Annotated in this window: 5 protein-coding genes; all 5 read right to left on the bottom strand. The window is 66.9% G+C overall.

From position 1 onward, the window contains the following. Positions 1–367: 367 nt before the first annotated feature. Positions 368–15,652, bottom strand: a complete 15,285-nt coding sequence (locus tag CCOS191_RS22430) for an autotransporter-associated beta strand repeat-containing protein (protein WP_231867454.1) — start codon at positions 15,650–15,652, stop codon at positions 368–370. Between the two features lie 386 nt (positions 15,653–16,038). Next, positions 16,039–16,422 carry a YkgJ family cysteine cluster protein gene (locus CCOS191_RS22435; protein ID WP_046857051.1) on the bottom strand — a complete coding sequence of 128 codons (384 nt, stop codon included), beginning with the start codon at positions 16,420–16,422 and terminating at the stop codon, positions 16,039–16,041. A 232-nt stretch (positions 16,423–16,654) separates the two neighbouring features. Further along, positions 16,655–17,863, bottom strand: coding sequence for an alanine transaminase (alaC, locus tag CCOS191_RS22440; RefSeq protein ID WP_046857052.1), 1,209 nt, complete (start codon positions 17,861–17,863; stop codon positions 16,655–16,657). 219 nt (positions 17,864–18,082) lie between these two features. Next, positions 18,083–19,843, bottom strand: coding sequence for an isocyanide synthase family protein (locus tag CCOS191_RS22445; RefSeq protein WP_046857053.1), 1,761 nt, complete (start codon positions 19,841–19,843; stop codon positions 18,083–18,085). A 22-nt stretch (positions 19,844–19,865) separates the two neighbouring features. Beyond that, complete coding sequence (locus CCOS191_RS22450) at positions 19,866–20,567, bottom strand: HAD family hydrolase (RefSeq protein ID WP_046857054.1); 702 nt, start codon at positions 20,565–20,567, stop codon at positions 19,866–19,868. Between the last annotated feature and the right edge of the window lie 2 nt (positions 20,568–20,569).

The raw sequence follows: 20,569 nt of genomic DNA on the forward strand, positions 1-20,569 counted from the left end.
CGCGGCGCATCGCTGGCAAGCCAGCTCCCACATCTGTTTCGGGCCAGTTACGCCTGCGCCGCCGCGGCTGTACGCCTTGTTGGTACGACGCGGTTTCAGCGTGGGCACCACTGCCGCTCCACCTGTCTCAAGACATGCGCCAAGGCGGACAGCGATAACCTCACAGGACAGACTGGCCCGAAACAGATGTGGGAGCTGGCTTGCCAGCGATGCGCCGCGCGGGCGGCGCTCAATCTTGTAGGCGCTGCAAGATTTGCGGCGAGCACCTGGTGGCCCTGATGCGGTCAACAGCCCTCACGGCCAAAAACCAGGAAAAGGCCGAACTTGAGGTCGCCGGGGACTACAAAGCAGCCCCCCGCAAACTACCTCAGAACCCCATGCTGAAGCTCACCACCACGCCATGGTCGCGGTTCTCGCTGGACAGCTGCCCGGAATACCCGACCCCGAGCTTGCCGCTCGCGCCCACCGACAGGTCCACCCCGGCCTCGACCACCGCCGCGTCCTTGGCAATCGGCACACCCTCGGTGCTGAAACCGTCGCCACCACCGATGAAGCGCAGATCGGCATCGGGCTTGTCGTCGCCGAAGGCATGGCGCCAGCCCACCGACAACCGCGGCGTGATGGTGCTGCCGTTGTCGAGCAGGATGCGCTTGCCAGCCCGCACGCCCAGGGTGGAGAAGGTCACATCCTGGTCGACCTTGCCCTCCAGCCGCCCTGCCCCGCCCTTCTCATGGGCGGTATCGCTGTCGTAGTTGACATACGCCAGCCCGGCGAACGGCTCCAGGGCAATGCCGCCGGCATCGATGGCGTAACCCACCTCACCGAACACCTGGGCGCTGCGCGCCTTGTACTTGGCCTTGAGACGGTCGTCATAGCTGCCCACGGTGACATCGCGCTTGGTGTCGATGTCGTGCCAGCTGTAGGCCACGCCCAGGCGAGCGGCGAAGGCATCGAGCTGGTAGCCGAGGTAGGTGGTCAGGTGGTAGCTGTCCACCGTGGCGTCGGAGCGGCGACGGTGCGCGTCGATGCTCGAGCGGGTGTAGCCGGCGGCGGCACCCACTTTCCACTCATCGTCCAGCGCGCGGTCCACACCGAGCATGAAGCCCGACAGGTCGCGATCAACGCTGGCATGGCTGCTGCTGCCGTCGTAGGTGCCCCAGCCGCCGATGGCGCGGATCCAGCCCACGGCCTGGCCCTGGCAGCCTTCGCTGGTCAGTTGCTGGTTGGCGGTCGGCGCCAGGGTGCGACGCGGGTCGTCCTGGTTGGTGCAGTCGGCCTGGCGCAGGCGGTCATTGACCGCGTCGCGGACGTAGCGCGAGTCCTCGATCAGCACGGTCGCGGTGCTGGCGTGGATCTCGCCGGACAGGCTGTCGAACGCGGCCTGGGCGCCCTGGCGGTCCAGCGGCAGCAGGTTGTTGACCAGCTCGGCCGGCGCCCCGGCACTGGCCAGCGCGGTGGCCACGCCACGCTGGTTGCCAGTGGCGGCGACATCGGCGAAGGAGTTGCCGTTGCGGCTGACCGACAGGGTCACCTGGTTGGCGCCGTAGTTCAGCGAGCTGTTGAGGAACGCCGAGTTGGCCAGGTTGGTGGTGGCGAAGGTGCCATTCACCCCACCCGCTGCGCTGACCACGGTGTACTGGCCATTGCCGCTGGCCAGGTTGGCGACCATCAGGCTGCCGCCGAGGTTGGCAGTGCCGCCCACATTCAGGTAGTTCACCGGCGAGGTGCCGAGGTCGATCACCAAGGTGCCGGTGGCGCCGTTGGTGAAGTTGCCCGACACGTTCAGGTTACCGGCAGGCCCTGGCAGCACGGTGCCGTTGTTGGTCAGCCCGGCGACGGTGCCGTTGCCGGTCAGTGCGGCGCCATTGGCCACTGTGACCTGGGCTGCGAGGTTGCTGCCCGGATTGGCCGCATCGCCCACCTGCAACACGCCTTGGTTGACGTTGAAGGCGCCACTGAACGGCTGGTTGCCAGTCAGCAGCAAGGTACCACCGCCCTGCTTGGTGGTGGTGCCAGTACCGCTGAGAGTGCCGTTGAAGGTGCCATTGCTGCCTTGGGCGAAGACCAGGTTGGCGTTGTTGAGGATGTTGCCCTGCAGGCTGGTGGTGTTGCCGACCAGGGTACCGCCACTGACGGTGGTGCCACCGCTGTAGGTGTTGGCGCCCGAGAGGATCAGAGTGCCAGCGTCGAGTTTCTCGATGCCGCCGGTACCGACCAGCGGTGCGCTGACGGTGGCGGTGCCGCCTGCGTTGACACGCACCGGCGCCAGGCTGCCATCGGCACCATTGACCGGCGTCAGGCTACCGCCAGCGCCCGGAACGACCTGGTAGCCGTTGCTGAGGAACTGCAAGCCCTCGAACGACTGGTTGCCGACCACGGTGATGGTGCCCGGGGTACCGCCGAAGACCGCGTAGCCACCACTCCAACCTTCGTTGCTGGTGCCACCGGCGTTGGTCCAACCGGTGTTCGGCCCCCAGGTTCCGCTGCCGCCGCCGATGCTGCCATCGGGGTTGGTCTTGCCGCCATTCCAGAACTGCAGCTCTTCGCCGTAGTTCTGCACCACCAGGTTGATCTGGTTGGCGATGGCGGTCTGCAGGGTCAGGTCACCCAGCACCACGCTGCCCGGAATCGCACCGAACACCAGGCCGTTGTCGGTGAGCGTGCCGCCGTAGCTGAACAGTTGGTAGACACCGGTGCCGAAGCCGCCGGCATCGGTGATGTTCAGCGTGCCGTCCAGCACCAGGTTACCGTTGACCTTGACCACGGTGGTGGAGGCCGCCGGGGCGCCGAGGCTGAAGTCCAGGGCGCTGCCCGACGCCAGGTCGAGGCTGCCGACGGTGAGCGGCGTGGCGCTCTGGCCGGCAGCCAGGGTGGCGCCATTGGCGATCTGCACCGCGCCGCCGTAGGTACCGCTGCCGCCCAGGCGGGCGCCGGTGGCGACCTGCACGCTGGCACTGTCGAGGCGGCCATTGACCAGCAGGCTGCCGGCGTTGACCTGGGTCGCGCCGGTCAGGCCATTGATGCCGGTCAGCAGCAGTTCGCCAGTGCCGTTCTTGGTCAGGGTGCCAGTACCGGTGAGGTTGCCGGTGTAGCTGCCATTGGCGTTCTGCTCGAAGGTCAGGGCCGCGTTGTTGAGGATCGCGCCTTGCAGGCTGGTGGTATTGCCCACCACGCCGCCTGCGTTGATCTGGGTGCCGCCGCTGTAGGTGTTGGCACCGTTCAGGGTCAGCAGGCCGGCGCCATTCTTGATCAGCCCACCGGTGCCGCTTACCACCCCGCTGAGGGTCAGGGCGTTGCTGCCGGCAATGGCCAGGGCGCCGTTGAGCACGGCATTGTTGGCCAGGCTCACGGCGGTGTTGCTGTCCAGCGTGGTGCCGCCCGCGGCCGTCAGGGCGCCACTGCCCAGCGCGCTATCGTTGCCTAGCACCAGGGTGCCGCCGTTGAGGGCGGTACCGCCGCTGTAGCCATTGGCAGCGTTGAGCACCAGGGTGCCGCCGTCTTGCTTGGCGACGCTGCCGGTGCCGTTGAGGGCAACGTCGAGGGTGGCGGTGACGCCGCTGTCGACCCGCAGGTTGGTGGTGCCGTTGCCCAGCAGTTCACCGGCCGTCCCCGTATTGAGCACATAGCCGTCGGTGACGAACTGCAGGCCGGTGATGCTGTGGCTACCGTTCACGGTGACGGTGCCGGGGGCGCCCTGGAACACGGCGAAGGTATCGTTCCAGGTGCCGTTGAGCACGCCGTTGGCGTCGGTCCAGTTGGTGTTGGTGGCATCCCAGACGCCGCTGCCGCCCTCGATCACACCGTTGGCCACGGTCTGGCTGCCGTCCCAGAACAACACGTTGCTGGCACCACCGACCACCAGGTTGACCTGGTTGGCCACGGCGGTCTGCACCGTCAGGTCGGTGATCGGCACCGGCGTGGTGCCGAAGCTCATGCCGTTGTTGGTGAGGCTGCCGCCGTAGGCGAACAGGCGGTACACGCCGGCGCCGAAGCCGCCGATGTCGGTGACATTGAGGGTGCCGCCCAGGGTCAGGTCGTTGGCCACGTTGACCAGCGGTGTGCCGCCAGCCGACGGCGCGCCCAGCGAAGCGTTGAAGTTGGCGCCGCTGTCGAGCACCAGGCTGCCGGCATTCAGGGTGCTGCCGCCGATGGCCGCCAGGTTGCCGCCATTGGCCACGGTCACCGAGCCACCGAGGCTGCCGGCGCCGCTGAGGCTGGCGCCGCTGGCCACGTTGACCGTGCCGCTGGCCAGGGACCCATCCACCTTCAGCCCGCCGCCTTGCACGTTGGTGATGCCGGTGTGGCTGTTGGCGCTGCGCAGCGCCAGGGTGCCAGCGCCGAGTTTGTTCAGGGTGCCAGTGCCACCGATATTGCCATCGAAGGTGCCGCCTTCGACGTTCAGGCTGTTGCCAGCGGCGATGGCGATCGCACCAGTGCCTCCTATGTCACCCAGTGTGGTGTTGCCGTCGAGGTTGAGGCTGGCGCCACTGCTGACGTTCAGCTCGCTCTGGGTGCCGAGGGCGGTGGTGCCGACGGTGCTCAGGCTGCCTGAAAGAATGTTGAGGATGCCGCTGAAGGTGTTGTTGCCCGACAACGTCAGGTCAGCCAGGCCGCTCTTGTTCAAGGTACCTGCACCACTGAGCACACCGGCCAGATGCAGGTCATTGCTGCCCAGCACGTTGAGCACGTCGCTGACATTGACCGAATTGGCCAGGGTGACGGCACTGGCGCTGTCGAGGCTGGCATTACCGGTGACATCCAGCCCGCCGCTGCCAAGGGCCGCATCGTTGCCCACTACCAAGGTGCCGGCCTGCAGCTCGGTACCACCGCTGTAGGTGTTGGCGCCCATCAGTGCGAAGCGGGCGAGGCCGGCCTTGAGCAGGCGGCCGCTGCCGCCGACGGTGCCGCCGAGGGTCAGGTCGTTGCTGCCCAGGATCGTCAGGTCGCCGGTGGCGTTGACGTTGTTGGCCAAGGTCACGGCCTGGCTGCTGTCCAGGCTGGTGCCGGCCACGGTGTTCAGGCTGCCGCTGCCCAGCGCGGTATTGGAGCCCAGCACCAGGGTGCCGCCGTTGAGCGCGGTGTTGCCGGCATAGGTGTTGTTGCCGGCCAGCGCCAGCCTGGCGCTGCCAGCCTTGACCAGGCCACCGGCACCGCCGATGTTGCCGCCCAGCGCCAGGTCGTTGCTGCCAGCGATGTTCAGCGGCCCCGCCAGGGTGATGGCATTGCCCAGTGCGACCGAGGCATTGCTGTCGAGGGTGGTACCCGCCGCGGCTTCAAGTGCGCCGCTACCCAGGGCCGTGTTGCTGCCGACGATCAAAGTGCCGCCACTGAGCACGGTACCGCCGCTGTAGCTGTTGCTGCCGTTGAGCACCAGGGTACCGCTGTCGAGCTTGTTGAGCTTGCCGACGCCGGTCAGGCCGACATCGAGGGTCGCCGTGGCGCCCGGATCGACCCGCACGCTGGTGTCGCCACTCGCGCTGTTGATCAGGTCGAGCGCACCGGCGGTGCCGGCCAGCAGGCGGTAGCCATCGCTGACGAACTGCAGGCCGTTGACCGTCTGGCTGCCGTCGACGGTGACATCGCCGGCAGTGCCCTGGAACACCGCGAAGGTGCTGCCCCAGGTGGTGTTGGTCAGGCCGTTGAGGTCGGTCCAGTTGGTATTGCCGGCGTTCCACACGCCGGCACCGCCGTCGACCTGACCGTTGGCCACGTTCTGGCTGCCATCCCAGAACTGGATATTGAGCCCCGCAGCGCTGACCAGCAGGTTGACCTGATTGGCCAGGGCGGTCTGCAAGCTCACGTCGCCCAGGCCCACGCCCAGCGGCAGGCTGCCGAAGTCCAGACCGTTGTCGGTGAGGGCGCCGGTGTAGTCGAAGACGCGGTACACACCGTTGCCGAAGCCGCCGATACTGCTCACGTTGAGCGTGCCGTCGAGGGTCAGGTTGCCACCGACGTTGAACAGCGCAGTGCCGCCAGTGGACGGCGAGCCGAGGCCGATATCGACGATCGAACCGCTGTTGAGCACCAGGCTGCCGAGGCCCAGGGTCGCGCCGCTCTGCCCGGCCAGGTGGCCACCGTTGTCGATCACCACCGAGGAATTGGCGGTGCCGCTGCCGGTGAGGGTCGCACCACTGGCCACGGTCAGCAGGTTGCTGCCCAAGGTGCCATCGACCTTCAAGGTACCGGCGTTGACCAGCGTGTTGTCGGCCAGGTTGCTGGTGCCGGTCAGGGTCAGGGTGCCGCTGCCGACCTTGGTCAGGCCGCCCAGGCCGTTGAGACCACCGGCGAAGGTGCTGCTGAGGTTGTTGCCGCCCAGGCTCAGGACGCTGCCGACCCCAACATCGACCAGGCCGCTGCCGGTCAGGCTGCCGAGGCTGGCGTTGCCGTTGAGGTTGAGCTGGCCGCTGGCGCCGACGTTGAGGGTGTCGACGTTGGCCAGCACACCGCTGCCAAGGGTGGTGAGGGAGCCCGCCTGGATGTCGACGTTGCCGGTGAAGGTCTTGACGCCGACCAGGGTGAGGTCGGCGACGCCGGTCTTGACCAGGTTGCCACTGCCGCCAAGGTCGCCGCTGAGGATCAGTGCATTGGCGGTTTCGACAGTCAGGTTGGCGCCGTTGCTCAGGGCGATGGTGTTGCCCAGGGCCATGGGTGAGCTGTTGGCCAGGGTGGCGTCGGCGGTGACCGCCAGGGTGCCGGTGCCCAGCGCGCCACTGCTGCCAAGGGTCAGGCGCCCGGCGTTGAGCTGGGTGCCGCCCTGGTAGCCGTTGTTGCCATTGAGGGTCAGGTTGCCGCTGCCGTTCTTGGTCAGGCCTGCCGTGCCGTTGATCACGCCGTTGAGGGTCAGGTCATTGCTGCCATCGACTGTCAGGCCAGCGTTGAGGGTGACGTTGTTGGCCAGCGTGGTGCTGGCGCCGCTGCTGAGGGACGAGGCCCCGGCGACGGTCAGGGCACCCTGCCCCAGCGCGTTGTCGTTGCCGACCACCAGCCGGCCGGCACCGAGGGTGGTGCCGCCCAGGTAGCTGTTGGCGCCGTTGAGGGTCAGGGTACTGGCACCGGCCTTGTTCAGGCCGCCGACGCCATCCACCACGCCGGTGAGGGTCAGGTCGGCGCTGCCGGGCAGGTTGAGGGTGCCGCCCAGGTGCACGTTGTTGGCCAGGGTAGCGCCCGCGCCGCCGGCATCGAGGCTGGTGTTGGCGCCGGTGCTGAGGTCGCCGCTACCCAGCGCGGTGTTGCTGCCGACCACCAAGGTGCCGGCGTTGAGGGTGGTGCCGCCGCTGTAGGTGTTGTTGCCGTTGAGGGTCAGGCTGGCGGTGCCGTTCTTGACCAGGCCATTGCTGCCGGCGATCACGCCGTTGAGAGTCAGCGCCTGGCTGCCGCCAAGGGTCAGGTTGCCACCGGCGAGGTTGACGGCATTGGCCAGTACCAGCGCCTGGCTGGCGTCGAGGCCGGCGGCGCCGTTGACGGTCAAGGCCCCGCTGCCCAAGGCGCCGGCATTGCCCAGCAGCAGGCTGCCGGCCTGCAGCGAGGTGCCGCCGGCATAGGTGTTGCTGCCATTGAGTACCAGCTGCCCGGCGCCCAGTTTGTTCAGCGCCCCGGCACCGCTGATGACACCGTCGAGGGTCAGGGCCTGGGTGTTGTTGACGCCGAGAGTGGTACCTGCGCCGAGGCCGATGGCACTGGCCACCTGCAGCACGCCGATAGTGGCCAGGGTGCTGTTGCCGGTCACCGACAGGCTGCCCGTGCCCAGCGCGCTGTTGTTGCCCAGCGTCAGGGTGCCAGCGCCAAGCGTGGTACTGCCTTGGTAGGTGTTGGCGGCGCCGAGGGTGAGGTTTCCGGTACCGGTCTTGGTCAGGCCGCCGGTACCGCTGATCACGCCGTTCAATGTCAGGTCGTTGGTGCCGGTCAGGCTCAGGGTGTCGTTCAGCGCCACCTGGTTGGCCAGGGTCAAGGCACCCGTGGTGGCCAGGTTGCTGGCGCCGCCGACGACAAGGTTGCCGGTACCCAGGGCCTGGTTGTTGCCCAGGGTGAGCGTGCCGGCATTGAGGGTCACGCCACCAACCAAGGTGTTGGCGCCACTGAGGGTGAGGTTGCCGGCACCGTTCTTGGTCAGGCTGCCGGCCCCCGTGACCAGCCCGCCCAGGCCCAGGTCGTTGCTGCCGGCGATGGTGAGGTTGCCCCCCAGGTTGACGGTGTTGCCGATAGTGATCGCCGAGGCGCTGTCCAGCGTGGTCCCGGCAGCCGCGTTGAGCTGGCCGAGGCCGAGGGCGCTGGAGCTGCCGAGCACCAGGGTGCCGGCATTGAGATTGGTGTTGCCCAGATTGCCATTGGTGCCGTTCAGGGTCAGGGTGCCGCTGCCGGTCTTGGTCAAACCGCCGACGCCGGTGACGTTGCCGCCCAAGGTCAGGTTCTGCGCCCCGGCGACGGTCAGGTTACCGGCCAGGTTGATCAGGTTGGCCAGGGTGACGTTGGCATTGCTGCTCAGGGTAGTGCCGCCGGCTGCGTTCAGGGCACCCGTGCCCAGCGCCGTGTTGCTGCCGACCACAAGGGTGCCGCCGTTCAAGCTGGTAATGCCCTGCTGGCTGTTGCTGCCGTTTAGGGTGAGCGTGCCGGCACCGCCCTTGATCACGCCACCGGTGCCGCTGAGCGCACCGTTGAGGGTGAGGTCGTTGCTCCCCGGCAGGGTCAGGTTGGCGTTCAGGGCGATGGTATTGCCCAGCGCCAGGTTGCCGGTGGTGGCCAGGCTGGCGGCGCCGGTCACGGTCAGGCCGCCAGTACCCAGTGCCTGGGCGTTGCCCAGGGTCAGGGTACCGGCACCCAGGCTGGTGCCGCCGCTGTAGGTGTTGGCATTGCCCAGGGTCAGGTTGGCGCCGCCGTTCTTGATCAGGCTGCCAACCCCCGAGACCACACCGGACAGGCCCAGATCGGCGGAACCGGCGACGGTCAGGGCACCGCTGAGGCTGAAGGCGTTGCCGAGGGTGACAGCCGTATTGCTGTCCAGGGTAGTGCCGTTGGCGGTGCTGACCGTGCCGGTACCGAAGGCAGTGTTGTTGCCGACCACCACCGTGCCGCCATTGAACAGGGTGCCGCCGGTATAGCTGTTGGCGCCATTGAGCACCAGCGTGCCGCTGTCGAGCTTGGCCAGTTGGCCGCTGCCAGAGAGGCCGACGTTGAGGGTCGCGGTGACACCCGGGTCGACGCGCAAGGCGAAGGCGCCGTTGCTGCCGTTGACCAGGTCCAGGCCACCGGTGCCGATCAGGCGATAGCCGTTGGTGACGAACTGCAGGCCGGTGGCGGCCTGGGTGCCGACCACGGTGACATCGCCCGCGGTGCCCTGGAATACCGCGAAGTCGCTGGCCCAGCTGCCATTGAGCACGCCGTTGACATCGGTCCAGTTGGTGTTGCCACCGTTCCAGGTACCGGTACCGCCGTCGATCACGCCATTGGGCACGCTTTGCGCGCCATCCCAGAACTGCACGGTGCCGCTGGCGCCGCCGACCAGCAGGTTGATCTGACTGCCGATGGAGGTCTGCACCTGGAGGTCGCCGGGCAACATGACTCCCGGCACGTTGCCGATCAGCAGGCCGTTGTCGACCAGCGCGCCGGTGTAGTCGAACAGCCGGTAGATACCGGTGCCGAAGCCGCCGAGGTCGGTGACGTTGAGGGTACCGTCCAGGGTCAGGTTGCCATTGACGCTGACCACTGCGGTGCCGCCGGTGGCCGGCGATGCCAGGCCGAAATCGAGGATCGAGCCGCTGTGCAGGGTCAGCGCACCGGTGCTGAGGGTCGCGCCGCTGTTGGCCAGCAGGTGCGCGCCATTGGCAATGTCGACTGCGCCGAGCAGGCTGCCGGTGCCCCCGAGGCTGGCGCCGCTGTTGACCTGTACGCTGGGGCTGGCCAGCGAGCCGGTGACGTTGAGCAGGCCGGCATTGACCGTGGTATTGCCGCCAAGCGCGTTGGCGCCGGACAGCTCGAAGCTGCCGGTACCGGTCTTGATCAGCCCGCCACTGCCGGCCAGGGCACCGCTGAACACGCTGTTGAGGTTGTTGCCGCCCAGGGTCAGGGCACCGCCGCCGGCGATGTTCACCGTGCCGGCCCCGCTCAGGCCACCAATGGTGGCGCTGGCGCCGAGATTGAGACTGGTGCCGGCGCCGACGCTGACCGCCGAGGTGTTGCCCAGGGCCGTGTTGCCGACCGTGGTGATGCTGCCGCCAAGCAGGTCGATGGCGCCGCTGAAGGTGTTGTTGCCGCTGAGCGTCAGGTCGGACACGCCGTTCTTGATCAACCCGCCGGTACCACTGAGCACACCGCCCAGGGTCAGGTTGTTGCTGCCACCAAGGGTCAGGTTGGCGCCGAGGTTGACGTTGTTGCCCAGGGTCATTGCCACGCTGTTGGCCAGCGTCGAGGCGCCGCCGACGTTCAATGCGCCGGTGCCCAGCGCGGCGGCGTTGGCCAAGGTCAGGGTGCCGGCATTGAGGTTCAGGCCACCGCTGAAGGTGTTGGCGCCGCTCAGGGTCAGATTGCTGCTGCCGTCCTTGGTCAAGGCCCCGGCACCGCTGATCACGCCGCCCAAGGTCGTGGTGTTGTTGCCTGGCAGGGTCAGGGTAGCGCCGTTGCCAAGGGCGATGGCGTTGCCAAGGTTGAGGGTGGCGCTGGAGTCGAGGCTGGCATTGCCGCCCACGCTCAGGGCGCCGCCGCCGATGGCGTTGTTGTTGCCCAGGACCAGGGTGCCGGCATTGAGGGTGGTGCCGCCGCTGTAGGTATTGTTGCCGTTGAGGGTCAGCACGGCGCTGCCGTTCTTGACCAGCGCACCGCTGCCGCTGATGAGACCGCCGAGGGTGGTGGCGTTGCTGCCCAGTACGGTCAGGGTATTGGCACCGAGGTTGATGCCGTTGGTCACGGCGACGGCGGTACTGGCGTCGAGATTGGCGTTGCCGCCCACGGTCAGGGCGCCGATACCCAGCGCGGTGTTGCTGCCCAGGGTCAGGGTGCCGGCATTGAGCTGGGTGCCGTTGGTGTAGAGGTTGTTGCCGCTCAGGGTCAGGTTGGCGTTGCCATTCTTGACCAGCGAACCGATGCCGCTGACCACGCCGCTCAGGCCCAGGTCGGCGCTGCCATCGATGGTCAACGGGCCGGCGATGTTCACATCATTGGCCAGGCTCACCGCCGTATTGGCATCCAGGTGGGTACCGGCCAGGGTGTTGAGGGTACCGGTACCCAGCGCAGTGTTGCTGCCGACCACCAGGGTACCGGCGTTCAGGCGGGTGATGCCGCTGTTGCTGTTGTTGCCGGTCAGGGTCAGGGTGGTGGCGCCATTCTTGGTGATGCCGCCGGCACCGGCGATGACGCCGCTCAGGGTCAAATCGTTGCTGCCGGGCAGGATGAAGTTGCCCGCCAGGTTGAGCGCGTTGCCAAGGTTCAGCCCGGCCGCACTGGTGTCCAGCGTGGTGTTGTTGGCCGCGTTGAGCGCGCCGCTGCCCAGTGCCGTGTTGCTGCCGACCACCAGAGTGCCGGCGTTGAGCGTGGTGGCGCCGCTGTGGGTGTTGTTGCCGCTCAGGGTCAGGGTGGCGCTGCCGTTCTTGACCAGGCCGCCAGTGCCGCTGAGGGTGCCGGCCAGAGTGAGGTTGCTGGTGGTCGGCAGGGTCAGGTCGGCACCGAGGTTGACGGCGTTGTTCAGGGTCATTGCCGTCGAGTTGGCCAGGGTCGACGCGCCACCGACAGTCAACGCGCCGGTCCCCAATGCGGCGGCGCTGGCCAGGGTCAAGGTACCGGCATTGAGCGTGAGGCCGCCGCTGAAGGTGTTGGCGCCGCTCAGGGTCAGGTTGGTGGCGCCATTCTTGACCAGTGCGCCGGTGCCGCTGATCACCCCGCCCAAGGTGGTGGTGTTGCTGCCTGGCAGGGTCAGGGTGTTGCCGGCCAGGTTGATGGCATTGCCCAGGTTCAGGGTGCCGCTGCCGTCGAGGCTGGCATTGCCGCCCAGGGTCAGGCCGCCAGTGCCGAGGGCATTGCTGTTGCCCAGGGTCAGCAGCCCCGCGTTCAGGGTGGTGCCGCCACTGAAGGTGTTGTTGCCATTGAGCGTCAGGCCGGCACTGCCGCTCTTGACCAGGGCACCGGTGCCGCTGATCTGCCCGGTCAGGGTGGTGGCGTTGCTGCCCAGCACGGTCAAGGTGTTGCCGCCCAGGCTGATGCTGTTGGTCGCCGAGACGGCGGTACTGGTGTCCAGGTTGGCGTTGCCGCCCAAGGTCAGTCCGCCGATGCCCAGTGCGGTGTTGCTGCCGAGAATCAAGGTACCGGCATTGAGCTGGGTGCCATTGGTGAAGGTGTTGCTGCCACTCAGGGTCAGGCTGGCGTTGCCGTTCTTGACCAGCGAGCCGATGCCGCTGATCACGCCGCTCAGCCCGAGGTTGGCAGTGCCGTCGATGGTCAGGGGGCCGGCGGCGATGACGTCGTTGGCCAGGCTGACCGCAGTGCTGGCGTCCAGGTGCGTTCCCACGGCGGTGTTGAGGATGCCGGTACCGAGCGCCGTATTGTTGCCGACCACCAGGGTGCCGCCGTTGAGGAAAGTGGAACCGCTGTTGGTATTGGCGCCGGTCAGGGTCAGCGTGGTGTTGCCGGCCTTGGTCAGGCCGCCACTGCCGGCGATGACACCACTCAAGGTCAGGTCGTTGCTGCCGGGCAGGTTGAGGTTGCCGGCCAGGTTCAGGCCGTTGCCGATGTTCAGCCCGGCGACGCTGGTGTCCAGGCTGGTGTTGGCCGCGGCGTTGAGCACGCCGGTGCCCAGCGCGGTGTTGCTGCCCAGCACCAGGGTGCCGGCGTTGAGCGTGGTGGCGCCACTGTGGGTGTTGTTGCCGCTGAGGGTCAGGCTGGCGCTGCCGTTCTTGACCAGGCCGCTGGTGCCGCTGAGGGTCCCGGCCAGGTTGAGGTTGTTGGCGCCTGTCAGGGTCAGGTTGCCGCCCAGGTTGACCGCGTTGCCCAGGGTCAGCGCCGCCGTGTTGGCCAACGTCGATGCGCCGCCCACGGTCAGGGCACCGGTACCGAGCGCCGTGGCACTGGCCAGGGTCAGGGTGCCGGCGTTGAGGGTGAGGCCACCGCTGAAGGTATTGGCGCCGCCCAGGGTGAGGTTGGTGCTGCCGTTCTTGACCAGCGCGCCGGTGCCGCTGATCACACCACCCAGGGTGGTTGCGCTGGTGCCAGGCAAGGTCAGGGTGTTGCCAGCCAGGTCGATGGCGTTGCCCAGGTTCACCGCCACGCCAGCGTCGAGGCTCGCGTTGCCGCCCAAGGTGAGGCCGCCGGTGCCCAGGGCGTTGTTGTTGCCCACGGTGAGGACCCCGCTGTTGAGGGTCGTGCCGCCGCTGAAGGTGTTGCTGCCGTTCAGGGTCAACCCGGCGCTGCCGTTCTTGACCAGCGCGCCGGTACCGCTGATCACGCCGCCCAGCGTGGTGCTGCTGGTGCCCAGCAGGTTCAGGGTATTGGCGCCGAGGTTGACAGCGTTGCCCAGGCTCACCGCCGTGCTGGCGTCCAGGCTGGCGTTGCCGCCGAGGGTAAGGGCGCCGGTGCCCAGGGCGTTGCTGTTGCCGACAGTGAGCTTGCTGGCATTCAGGGTGAGGCCGCCACTGAAGGTGTTGTTGCCGTTCAGCGCCAGGTCCCCTGCCCCGCTCTTGACCAGCGTACCGGTACCGCTGATCACGCCACCCAGGGTGGTGGCGCTGGTGCCGAGCAGGTTCAGGGTGTTGGCGCCAAGGCTGATGGCGTTGCCCAGGCTCACTGCGCTGCTGGCATCGAGGCTGGCGTTGCCACCCAGGGCCAGCGCGCCAGTGCCCAGCGCACTGCTGTTGCCGACGGTAAGCTTGCCACCCGCCAGGCTGGTACCGCCGCTGTAGGTATTTACGCCGTTGAGGGTGAGGTCGGCGGTGCCCCCCTTGGCCAGCGCACCGGTGCCACTGATGATGCCACCCAAGGTGGTGGCATTGTTGCCAGCGAGGGTGAGCGTGCCTGCGCTCAGGGCGATCGCGTTGCCCAGATTGAGCGCCGAGGCACTGTCCAGGATGCTGCTGGCGGTCACCGTCAGCGCGCCGCTACCCAACGCCGTGTCGCTACCCAAGGTAAGCGTTCCGCCGCCCAGGGAGGTGCCGCCACTGAAGGTATTGGGCCCATTGAGCGTCAGGCTGCCGGTGCCGCTCTTGACCAGTGAGCCGGTGCCGCTGAGTACGCCGCCAAGGGTCAGTGCGTTGCTGCCGGGCAGCGTCAAGGCTGCGTTCAGCGCCACCGCATTGTTCAACACCAGCGGCACGCTGCCTTGCAGGCTGCCGGCGCCACTGACGGTCAGCCCGCCGCTGCCGAGTGCCGCGGCGCTGGTCAGGTTGAGGCCGCCGGCGGCCAGGGTGGTACCGCCACTGTAGGTATTGCTGGCGCCAAGGGTGAGCAGTCCGGCACCGGTCTTGGTCAAGCCGCCGACACCCGAGACCACACCGTTGAGGGCCATGTCGGTGGCACCGCCCACGTTCAGGCCGGCATTCAAGGTCAGCGCATTGTTCAGGCCCAGGCCTGCCACCGTGCCCGCGAGCCCACCGCCGTTCACCGTGATGCCACCGGTACCGAAGGCGCTGGCGTTGTCGAAGTTGAGCAAGCCACCGTTGAGGGTGGTCTGGGTGGTGCCGTTGAGCAATTGCCCGATCAGCGACCAGGTACCGCTGTCGACGATCAGGCGGTTGAAGTTGATGTAGTTCGAGGCGTTGATGGTGCCGCTGCCGCTGGTGCCGCTGCCGCCACCGATGGCGTTCTGCAGCGCCAGGGTATTGGTGCCGCCGGCACCGCCGTCGACCACGCCGGCAGGCGCGAAGCCCAGGTTGGGGTTACTGGTGACCAACAGCGACACACCGACACCCGCCCCCGCGCTGAGGCTGGAGCCGGTAATGGCGTTGAAGCGGTTGGTACTGCCGGCGCCCATGGACAGGCTGCCGGTCAGGCTCCCGGCGTTGGTGAAGGTGTTGCCGGCTGCGGACGCCTGAAATGCCGTGCGACCCAGCACGGTGCCGGTGTTGGTGAAGTTTACTGTTCCGCCCCCGCTCACGGCGATGACCGGGGTGTCCTCGCTGATTATCGTCAGACTGGCCAATGCCGTGGAGCCGATGCTGCCGGCGTTGTTGATGGTAGTGACGCCGCCGGCAGCGTTACGCACGTCCATTGCCATGCCGGTAAGGTTCAACAGGCTCGCGCCCAGCACCGCCCCGGTTCCTCGAATCACACCCGTGGCATTGTTGGTGATGTTGATGGTACTGGCAGTGCTGGTGTTGCCGATCACGGCGCCGGTGGATTGGATGCTCAGGATCCCCAGCAACGACGGGTTGACGGTACCGGAGTTGTTCAACGTGATGTTGTTGCCGGTGAGCGACAGCGCGGTGCCGCCCACGCCCAGCAGCACGCCCAGCGAGGCACCGGTGTTGACGTTGACGGTGAGGCCGCTGCCACTGTTGGAATAGCTCGGCGCGAGCGGGTTGGCCGCGCCGCTGCAGGTCACCGTGGAACCGGCCAGGCTGCAGGCGGCCAGCGCCTGTTCACCGTGCAGACCAAAGGCCATGGCAGTCACGGCCAAGCTGACGGCCAGCGACAGTTGGGAGAAACGGGCGGGCGAACGGGGGGCGGCGCGACTGTCCACGGAGAGCTCCTTCGTGGATCAGGCGATTCAGTCCTTGAAAGCGTGCACAGCGGGGTGGGCAGGAGCAGTGACACACGCGACGGCCGAAACGCCTGATCTATGGCTACGAATATCCTTTGAAGGAATGTGTAGCCGCTCAGGGCTGGGCGGTTTGGCGTCGGGGCCGGTCAAATGGTGTTAATACTTTGTCGAGGCGGCACGTGTTTCGCGGGTTTCAGCGATGCATTCATTGGATCCAACCGACGAACGGTAGTGCCACTTTGCCAAAGCGTGAACAGGTTAGACGTTGTAGCGGCTTCAGCCGCGATGCAGGCGCCGTGGTAACTGGCACCCGCTGTGCGGGTGATCGCGGCTGAAGCCGCTCCTACAGAAAATGCATCCGCGGGTCAGGCCACCTCGGCGCCGTCATCCGGCCAATGCGGCTCGTTGGCGCCCGGCGGCGTCAGCGGTGGCAGGCCATAGGCTGCCCGAGCGTCGTCACAGCTCGGATTGTGCACGCCGTTTTCCCACGACGCCTCGAACTCGCGGCAGGGGCTGGAGCGATTCTCGTAGATGGAGCACGCCACCTGCGTGCCGATCTCGCCACCGAGGCTGACGCAACGGCAGGGCTTGGCGTCGGTGCCAATCATGGCGACGCGGGTCGGGTTGATCTGCACGACCAGGTCGTCGGGCACCACGCCACCGGCGGACTGGCACTCACCCCAGAAGAAAGACACACGAAAGTAGCCGCAGCAGGCGCCGCAGGTCAGGCAAGGGTTCTGTTCGGACATGATGGCCAGGGAGGGAGGTTGTTGTTATCGGGGCGGGCGCCCGCGGCGCTATTTGTAATCCAGGCGAGGGCGGCTGAGAAGAGGGGGAATGCAAAAAAAGATCGCCGCTGATCGGCGATCTGAAAGTCGTGATCGATATCGCCTGTATCGGCCCATCGCCGGCAAGCCGGCTCCCACAAGGTCCGGTGCCATCCTGTGGGAGCCGGCTTGCCGGCGATGAGGTCGGACCTGTTTACTTGCTGGTCAAACCGTCGGCGCGGAACATCTGGCGGATCCCGCGAATAGCCTGGCGGATACGGTCCTGGTTCTCGATCAGGGCAAAACGCACATGATCATCGCCGTAGTCGCCAAAGCCGATCCCCGGCGACACGCAAACCTTGGCCTCGGCCAGCAGCTTCTTGGAAAACTCCAGCGACCCCAGGTGAGCGTACTGCTCAGGGATCTTCGCCCACACGTACATCGAGGCCTTGGGGTTCTCGACCATCCAGCCCAGCTCGTGCAGGCCCTTCACCAGCAGGTTGCGGCGCTGGCGGTACTGCTCGGCGATATCGCGCACGCACTGCTGGTCGCCTTCCAGGGCGGCGATGGCGGCCACCTGCAGCGGAGTGAAGGTGCCGTAGTCGTGGTAGCTCTTGATCCGCGCCAGGGCACTGACCAGCTCAGGGTTGCCGACCATGAAGCCGATCCGCCAGCCGGCCATGTTGTAGCTCTTGGACAGGGTAAAAAACTCGACCGCGATGTCCTTGGCCCCAGGCACCTGCATGATCGACGGCGCCTTCCAGCCGTCGTAGACGATGTCGGCGTAGGCCAGGTCGTGCACCACCAGCACATCGTACTGCTTGGCCAGGGCCACCACGCGCTCGAAGAAGTCCAGCTCCACGCACTGCGCGGTGGGGTTGGACGGGAAGCCGAGGATCATCATCTTCGGCTTGGGGATCGATTCGCGGATCGCCCGTTCCAGCTCGTTGAAGAAGTCCACGCCCGGTACCAGCGGCACCGAGCGTACCTGGGCGCCGGCGATCACCGCGCCGTAGATGTGGATCGGGTAGCTGGGGTTGGGCACCAGGACCGTATCGCCGTGGTCGAGGGTGCCGAGCATCAGGTGCGCCAGGCCTTCCTTCGAGCCGATGGTGACAATGGCTTCGCTTTCCGGGTCGATGTCGACCTCGTAGCGTTCCTTGTACCAGTTGGAGATCGCGCGGCGCAGGCGCGGGATGCCACGGGAGGTGGAATAGCCATGGGTGTCTTCGCGCTGGGCGACCTGCACCAGCTTCTCGACGATGTGCGGCGGCGTGGCGCCATCGGGGTTGCCCATGCTCAGGTCAATGATGTCCTCGCCACGGCGGCGGGCGGCCATCTTGAGCTCGGCAGTAATGTTGAAGACGTAAGGGGGGAGACGATCGATGCGCGCAAAGCGGCGCGGCGAACCTGGGTTGGCCATGTGTTCCTCGAGAGACGTATGCGCCCGGAACCGTCCGAGCGACGCTGGCCGCTGCGGCGGCCGACAAACAACATAATCCCGCCACGACCACTTCGTAAAGGATAATTTCCTGTTTTATTAGATTTTTTCAGCCACTTCGTTTGAAAAAATCGTAATTACAGAATCAGCCTCAGCAGGCGGTGCTTGCCGAAACACCGGCAAGCACCGCCGTCAAAGGGCTCAGTAGACCTGCACCCGCCACAGTTCGCGCGCGGCCGAGGCCGCGCTCATCGGCAGGCGCCCGTGCAAGGTCTGGTAGTTGTCGATCAGCACCAGGTCACCCGCCTGCCACTCATGGGCAATCAGGCATTCGGGGTCGTAGACCAGTTCGTCGAGCTGGCTGATCAATGCCTGCTGGAAGTCATCGTCGTGCCCCTGCACCTTCTGTTCGAGGGTCTGCAACGACGACTGGCAGCCCTCCTGGTAGCGCAGTACCCGCTCGCCGCTGCGCGGATCGAGGTCGACCAGCGAGTAGCTGCGCGGCGAACCGCCGAAATAGGTCATGCGCGTGTAGTAGGTCAAATCGATGCCCTGCCACTGACGGGCGGTGCGCAGGCCCACCTTGCGCAAGGCGTTGCGGCTGTCGACGACCGTGGTCTGCCCTTCCCCCGGCTGCGGCGGCGTCTTGCAATACAGCATGAAGGTGTGGGCACAGAACTTGGGATCGCGCTGCACCAGCGGATCGCTGTCGGGCAGCATGTTGAGGTCCCAGTGCAAGGGTGTCTTCTCCAGCGAATGCACCACGCCTTGGGGCTGGTCGGCCGGCTTGACCACATGCACCTCGCCAAAGGACCAACGGTAGATGGTGCCGAAACGCTCGCAGTCGGTGGCGAATGCCTGCTGGTCGGTGAATTCACAGCCTCTGAGGCAGACAAAACCGAAACTGCGCACCAGGGCCTGCAAGGTCTCGGTGGACAGTCGCTGGAAACCCAGCCCCAGCGGGTCGCTGACCAGCAACCCGAACAGGGGGAGCTTCTGCAATGTGAAGTTGAAGCCCTCGAGCGCCTCGCCCGCTGTTTCATGGAACAGCCATGGCTGCCCCTGCCAGGTCACCAGCACATGCCGCGCGGGGTCGATCTGCGCGCGGCCGCGCAGGGTCTGGTGACCGTCAAGCTGGCGCACCGGCACTGCATGCCAGGGGCTGGCTACATGATCGAGCCCCTCGGCCAGGGCCACGGTGAACTTGGGGCCGGCGTTGTCGTACTGGTGCACCGACAGGCGCACGTGCCCGGGGAAAAACCGCTCGACCGCCGCATTCAAGGCCTGGCCGCGCAGCATCATCTGGTAGGCCTTGTAGCTGATCTGGCGCAGGTGCTCGTCTTCGTCCTGCCCGGCCTGGCGGCACAGGCGCAGGTCGTTGTAGAGGTGGCTGCACAACTTGTCGTGGGTCCGGCCCAGGGCCTCGTCGTGCTGGCACTGCTCGATCAGTGCCTCGACATTCTTCCACGGCAGGCGGGCCTGCTTGACCAGGGTGGCGCGCAGGGCCTCGGCACTGCTGGCCTGGGGGAACAGGTCTTCCATGCTCACCCAGCGGATGCAATGGGTGGTGCACAGAGTGCGCAGCGCCTGGTTGTAGGCGCGGCGCACGTCGTCCGGCACGCCGACGATATCGTTGAAGGTGGTGCCGTCGCTGAGGATCGCTATCTCGCAGCCAGGGGCGTGGAGCTCGGCGAGCTCCTGGGCGAGGCGGTCGAGGCGCTCGATGGCGATCACCTCGCCATGGTCGGGCAGCACGCCGAAGGTCTTGTCGTGATCATTCGGCGACTTGCACGGGAAACCCGGCAGCACCATGCGCAGCGGCTCGCCACTGTCGAAGCAGCGCGCCAGGTCGTGGGCCAGGTGCGCCCTGCCCGCTTGGTCGAAGCGGTCGTCCTGGGCCTTGAGCAGGTAAGCGTCCAGCACCTGGCCGACGGCCTCCATCCAGCTGTCTTTGTCTTGCATGTCGTGTCTTCCTTGAGAACGGCTACAGCGAACCGATTGGCGTTGCGGATTGGCTTGCACAGTGGCGCACTTGCTCAGGGCGCAGGGCCCGGAGCAGCTGCAAGGGTTGCTGGCAATGGAACTGTGGCCGCTGCTCGAGCAAGGCTTGCCACTCGCCGTAGCCCCAACCGACGGCGGCGGCGGGCATGCCGGCGGCCTTGGCGGTCAACAGGTCGACGGGGGTATCGCCGACAAACAGGCAGTGGCCTGGGTCGATGCCCAGCCGTTCGGCAGCCTGCAGCGCGATGTCCGGTGCCGGCTTGAGCCGCTCGCCGGGGCGATGACCGAGCACCGCGGCAAATTGCTGCGCGGGCAGCAGCCCTTGCACGACACGCTCGGCGAGGGTGTGGGCCTTGTTGGTGACGACAGCCATGGGCAGCCCTTTGTCGGCAATCCTCTCGATCAGGCCGATACAACCTGGGAAGACTCGGGAACGCCGGACCAGGTTGTCGTGATAGCAGCTGCTGTAGTCGTCATGCAGGCGTTGACGTTGCTCGGCGTCGAGGCCGACGGCGGCCCTTTCGAGCATCGCCGCCACACCGCCGCCGATCATGCCGCGCACCTCATCCGGCTGCAGCGTGCGCAGCCCGTGCAGGCTCAGCACATGATTCAGGCACCAGGCGATATCCGGCAGGGTATCGACCAGGGTGCCGTCCAGGTCGAACAGAACCGCGCGTATGTCCATTG

It is taken from the genome of Pseudomonas sp. CCOS 191 (assembly GCF_001007005.1).
GTDB lineage: Bacteria > Pseudomonadota > Gammaproteobacteria > Pseudomonadales > Pseudomonadaceae > Aquipseudomonas > Aquipseudomonas soli.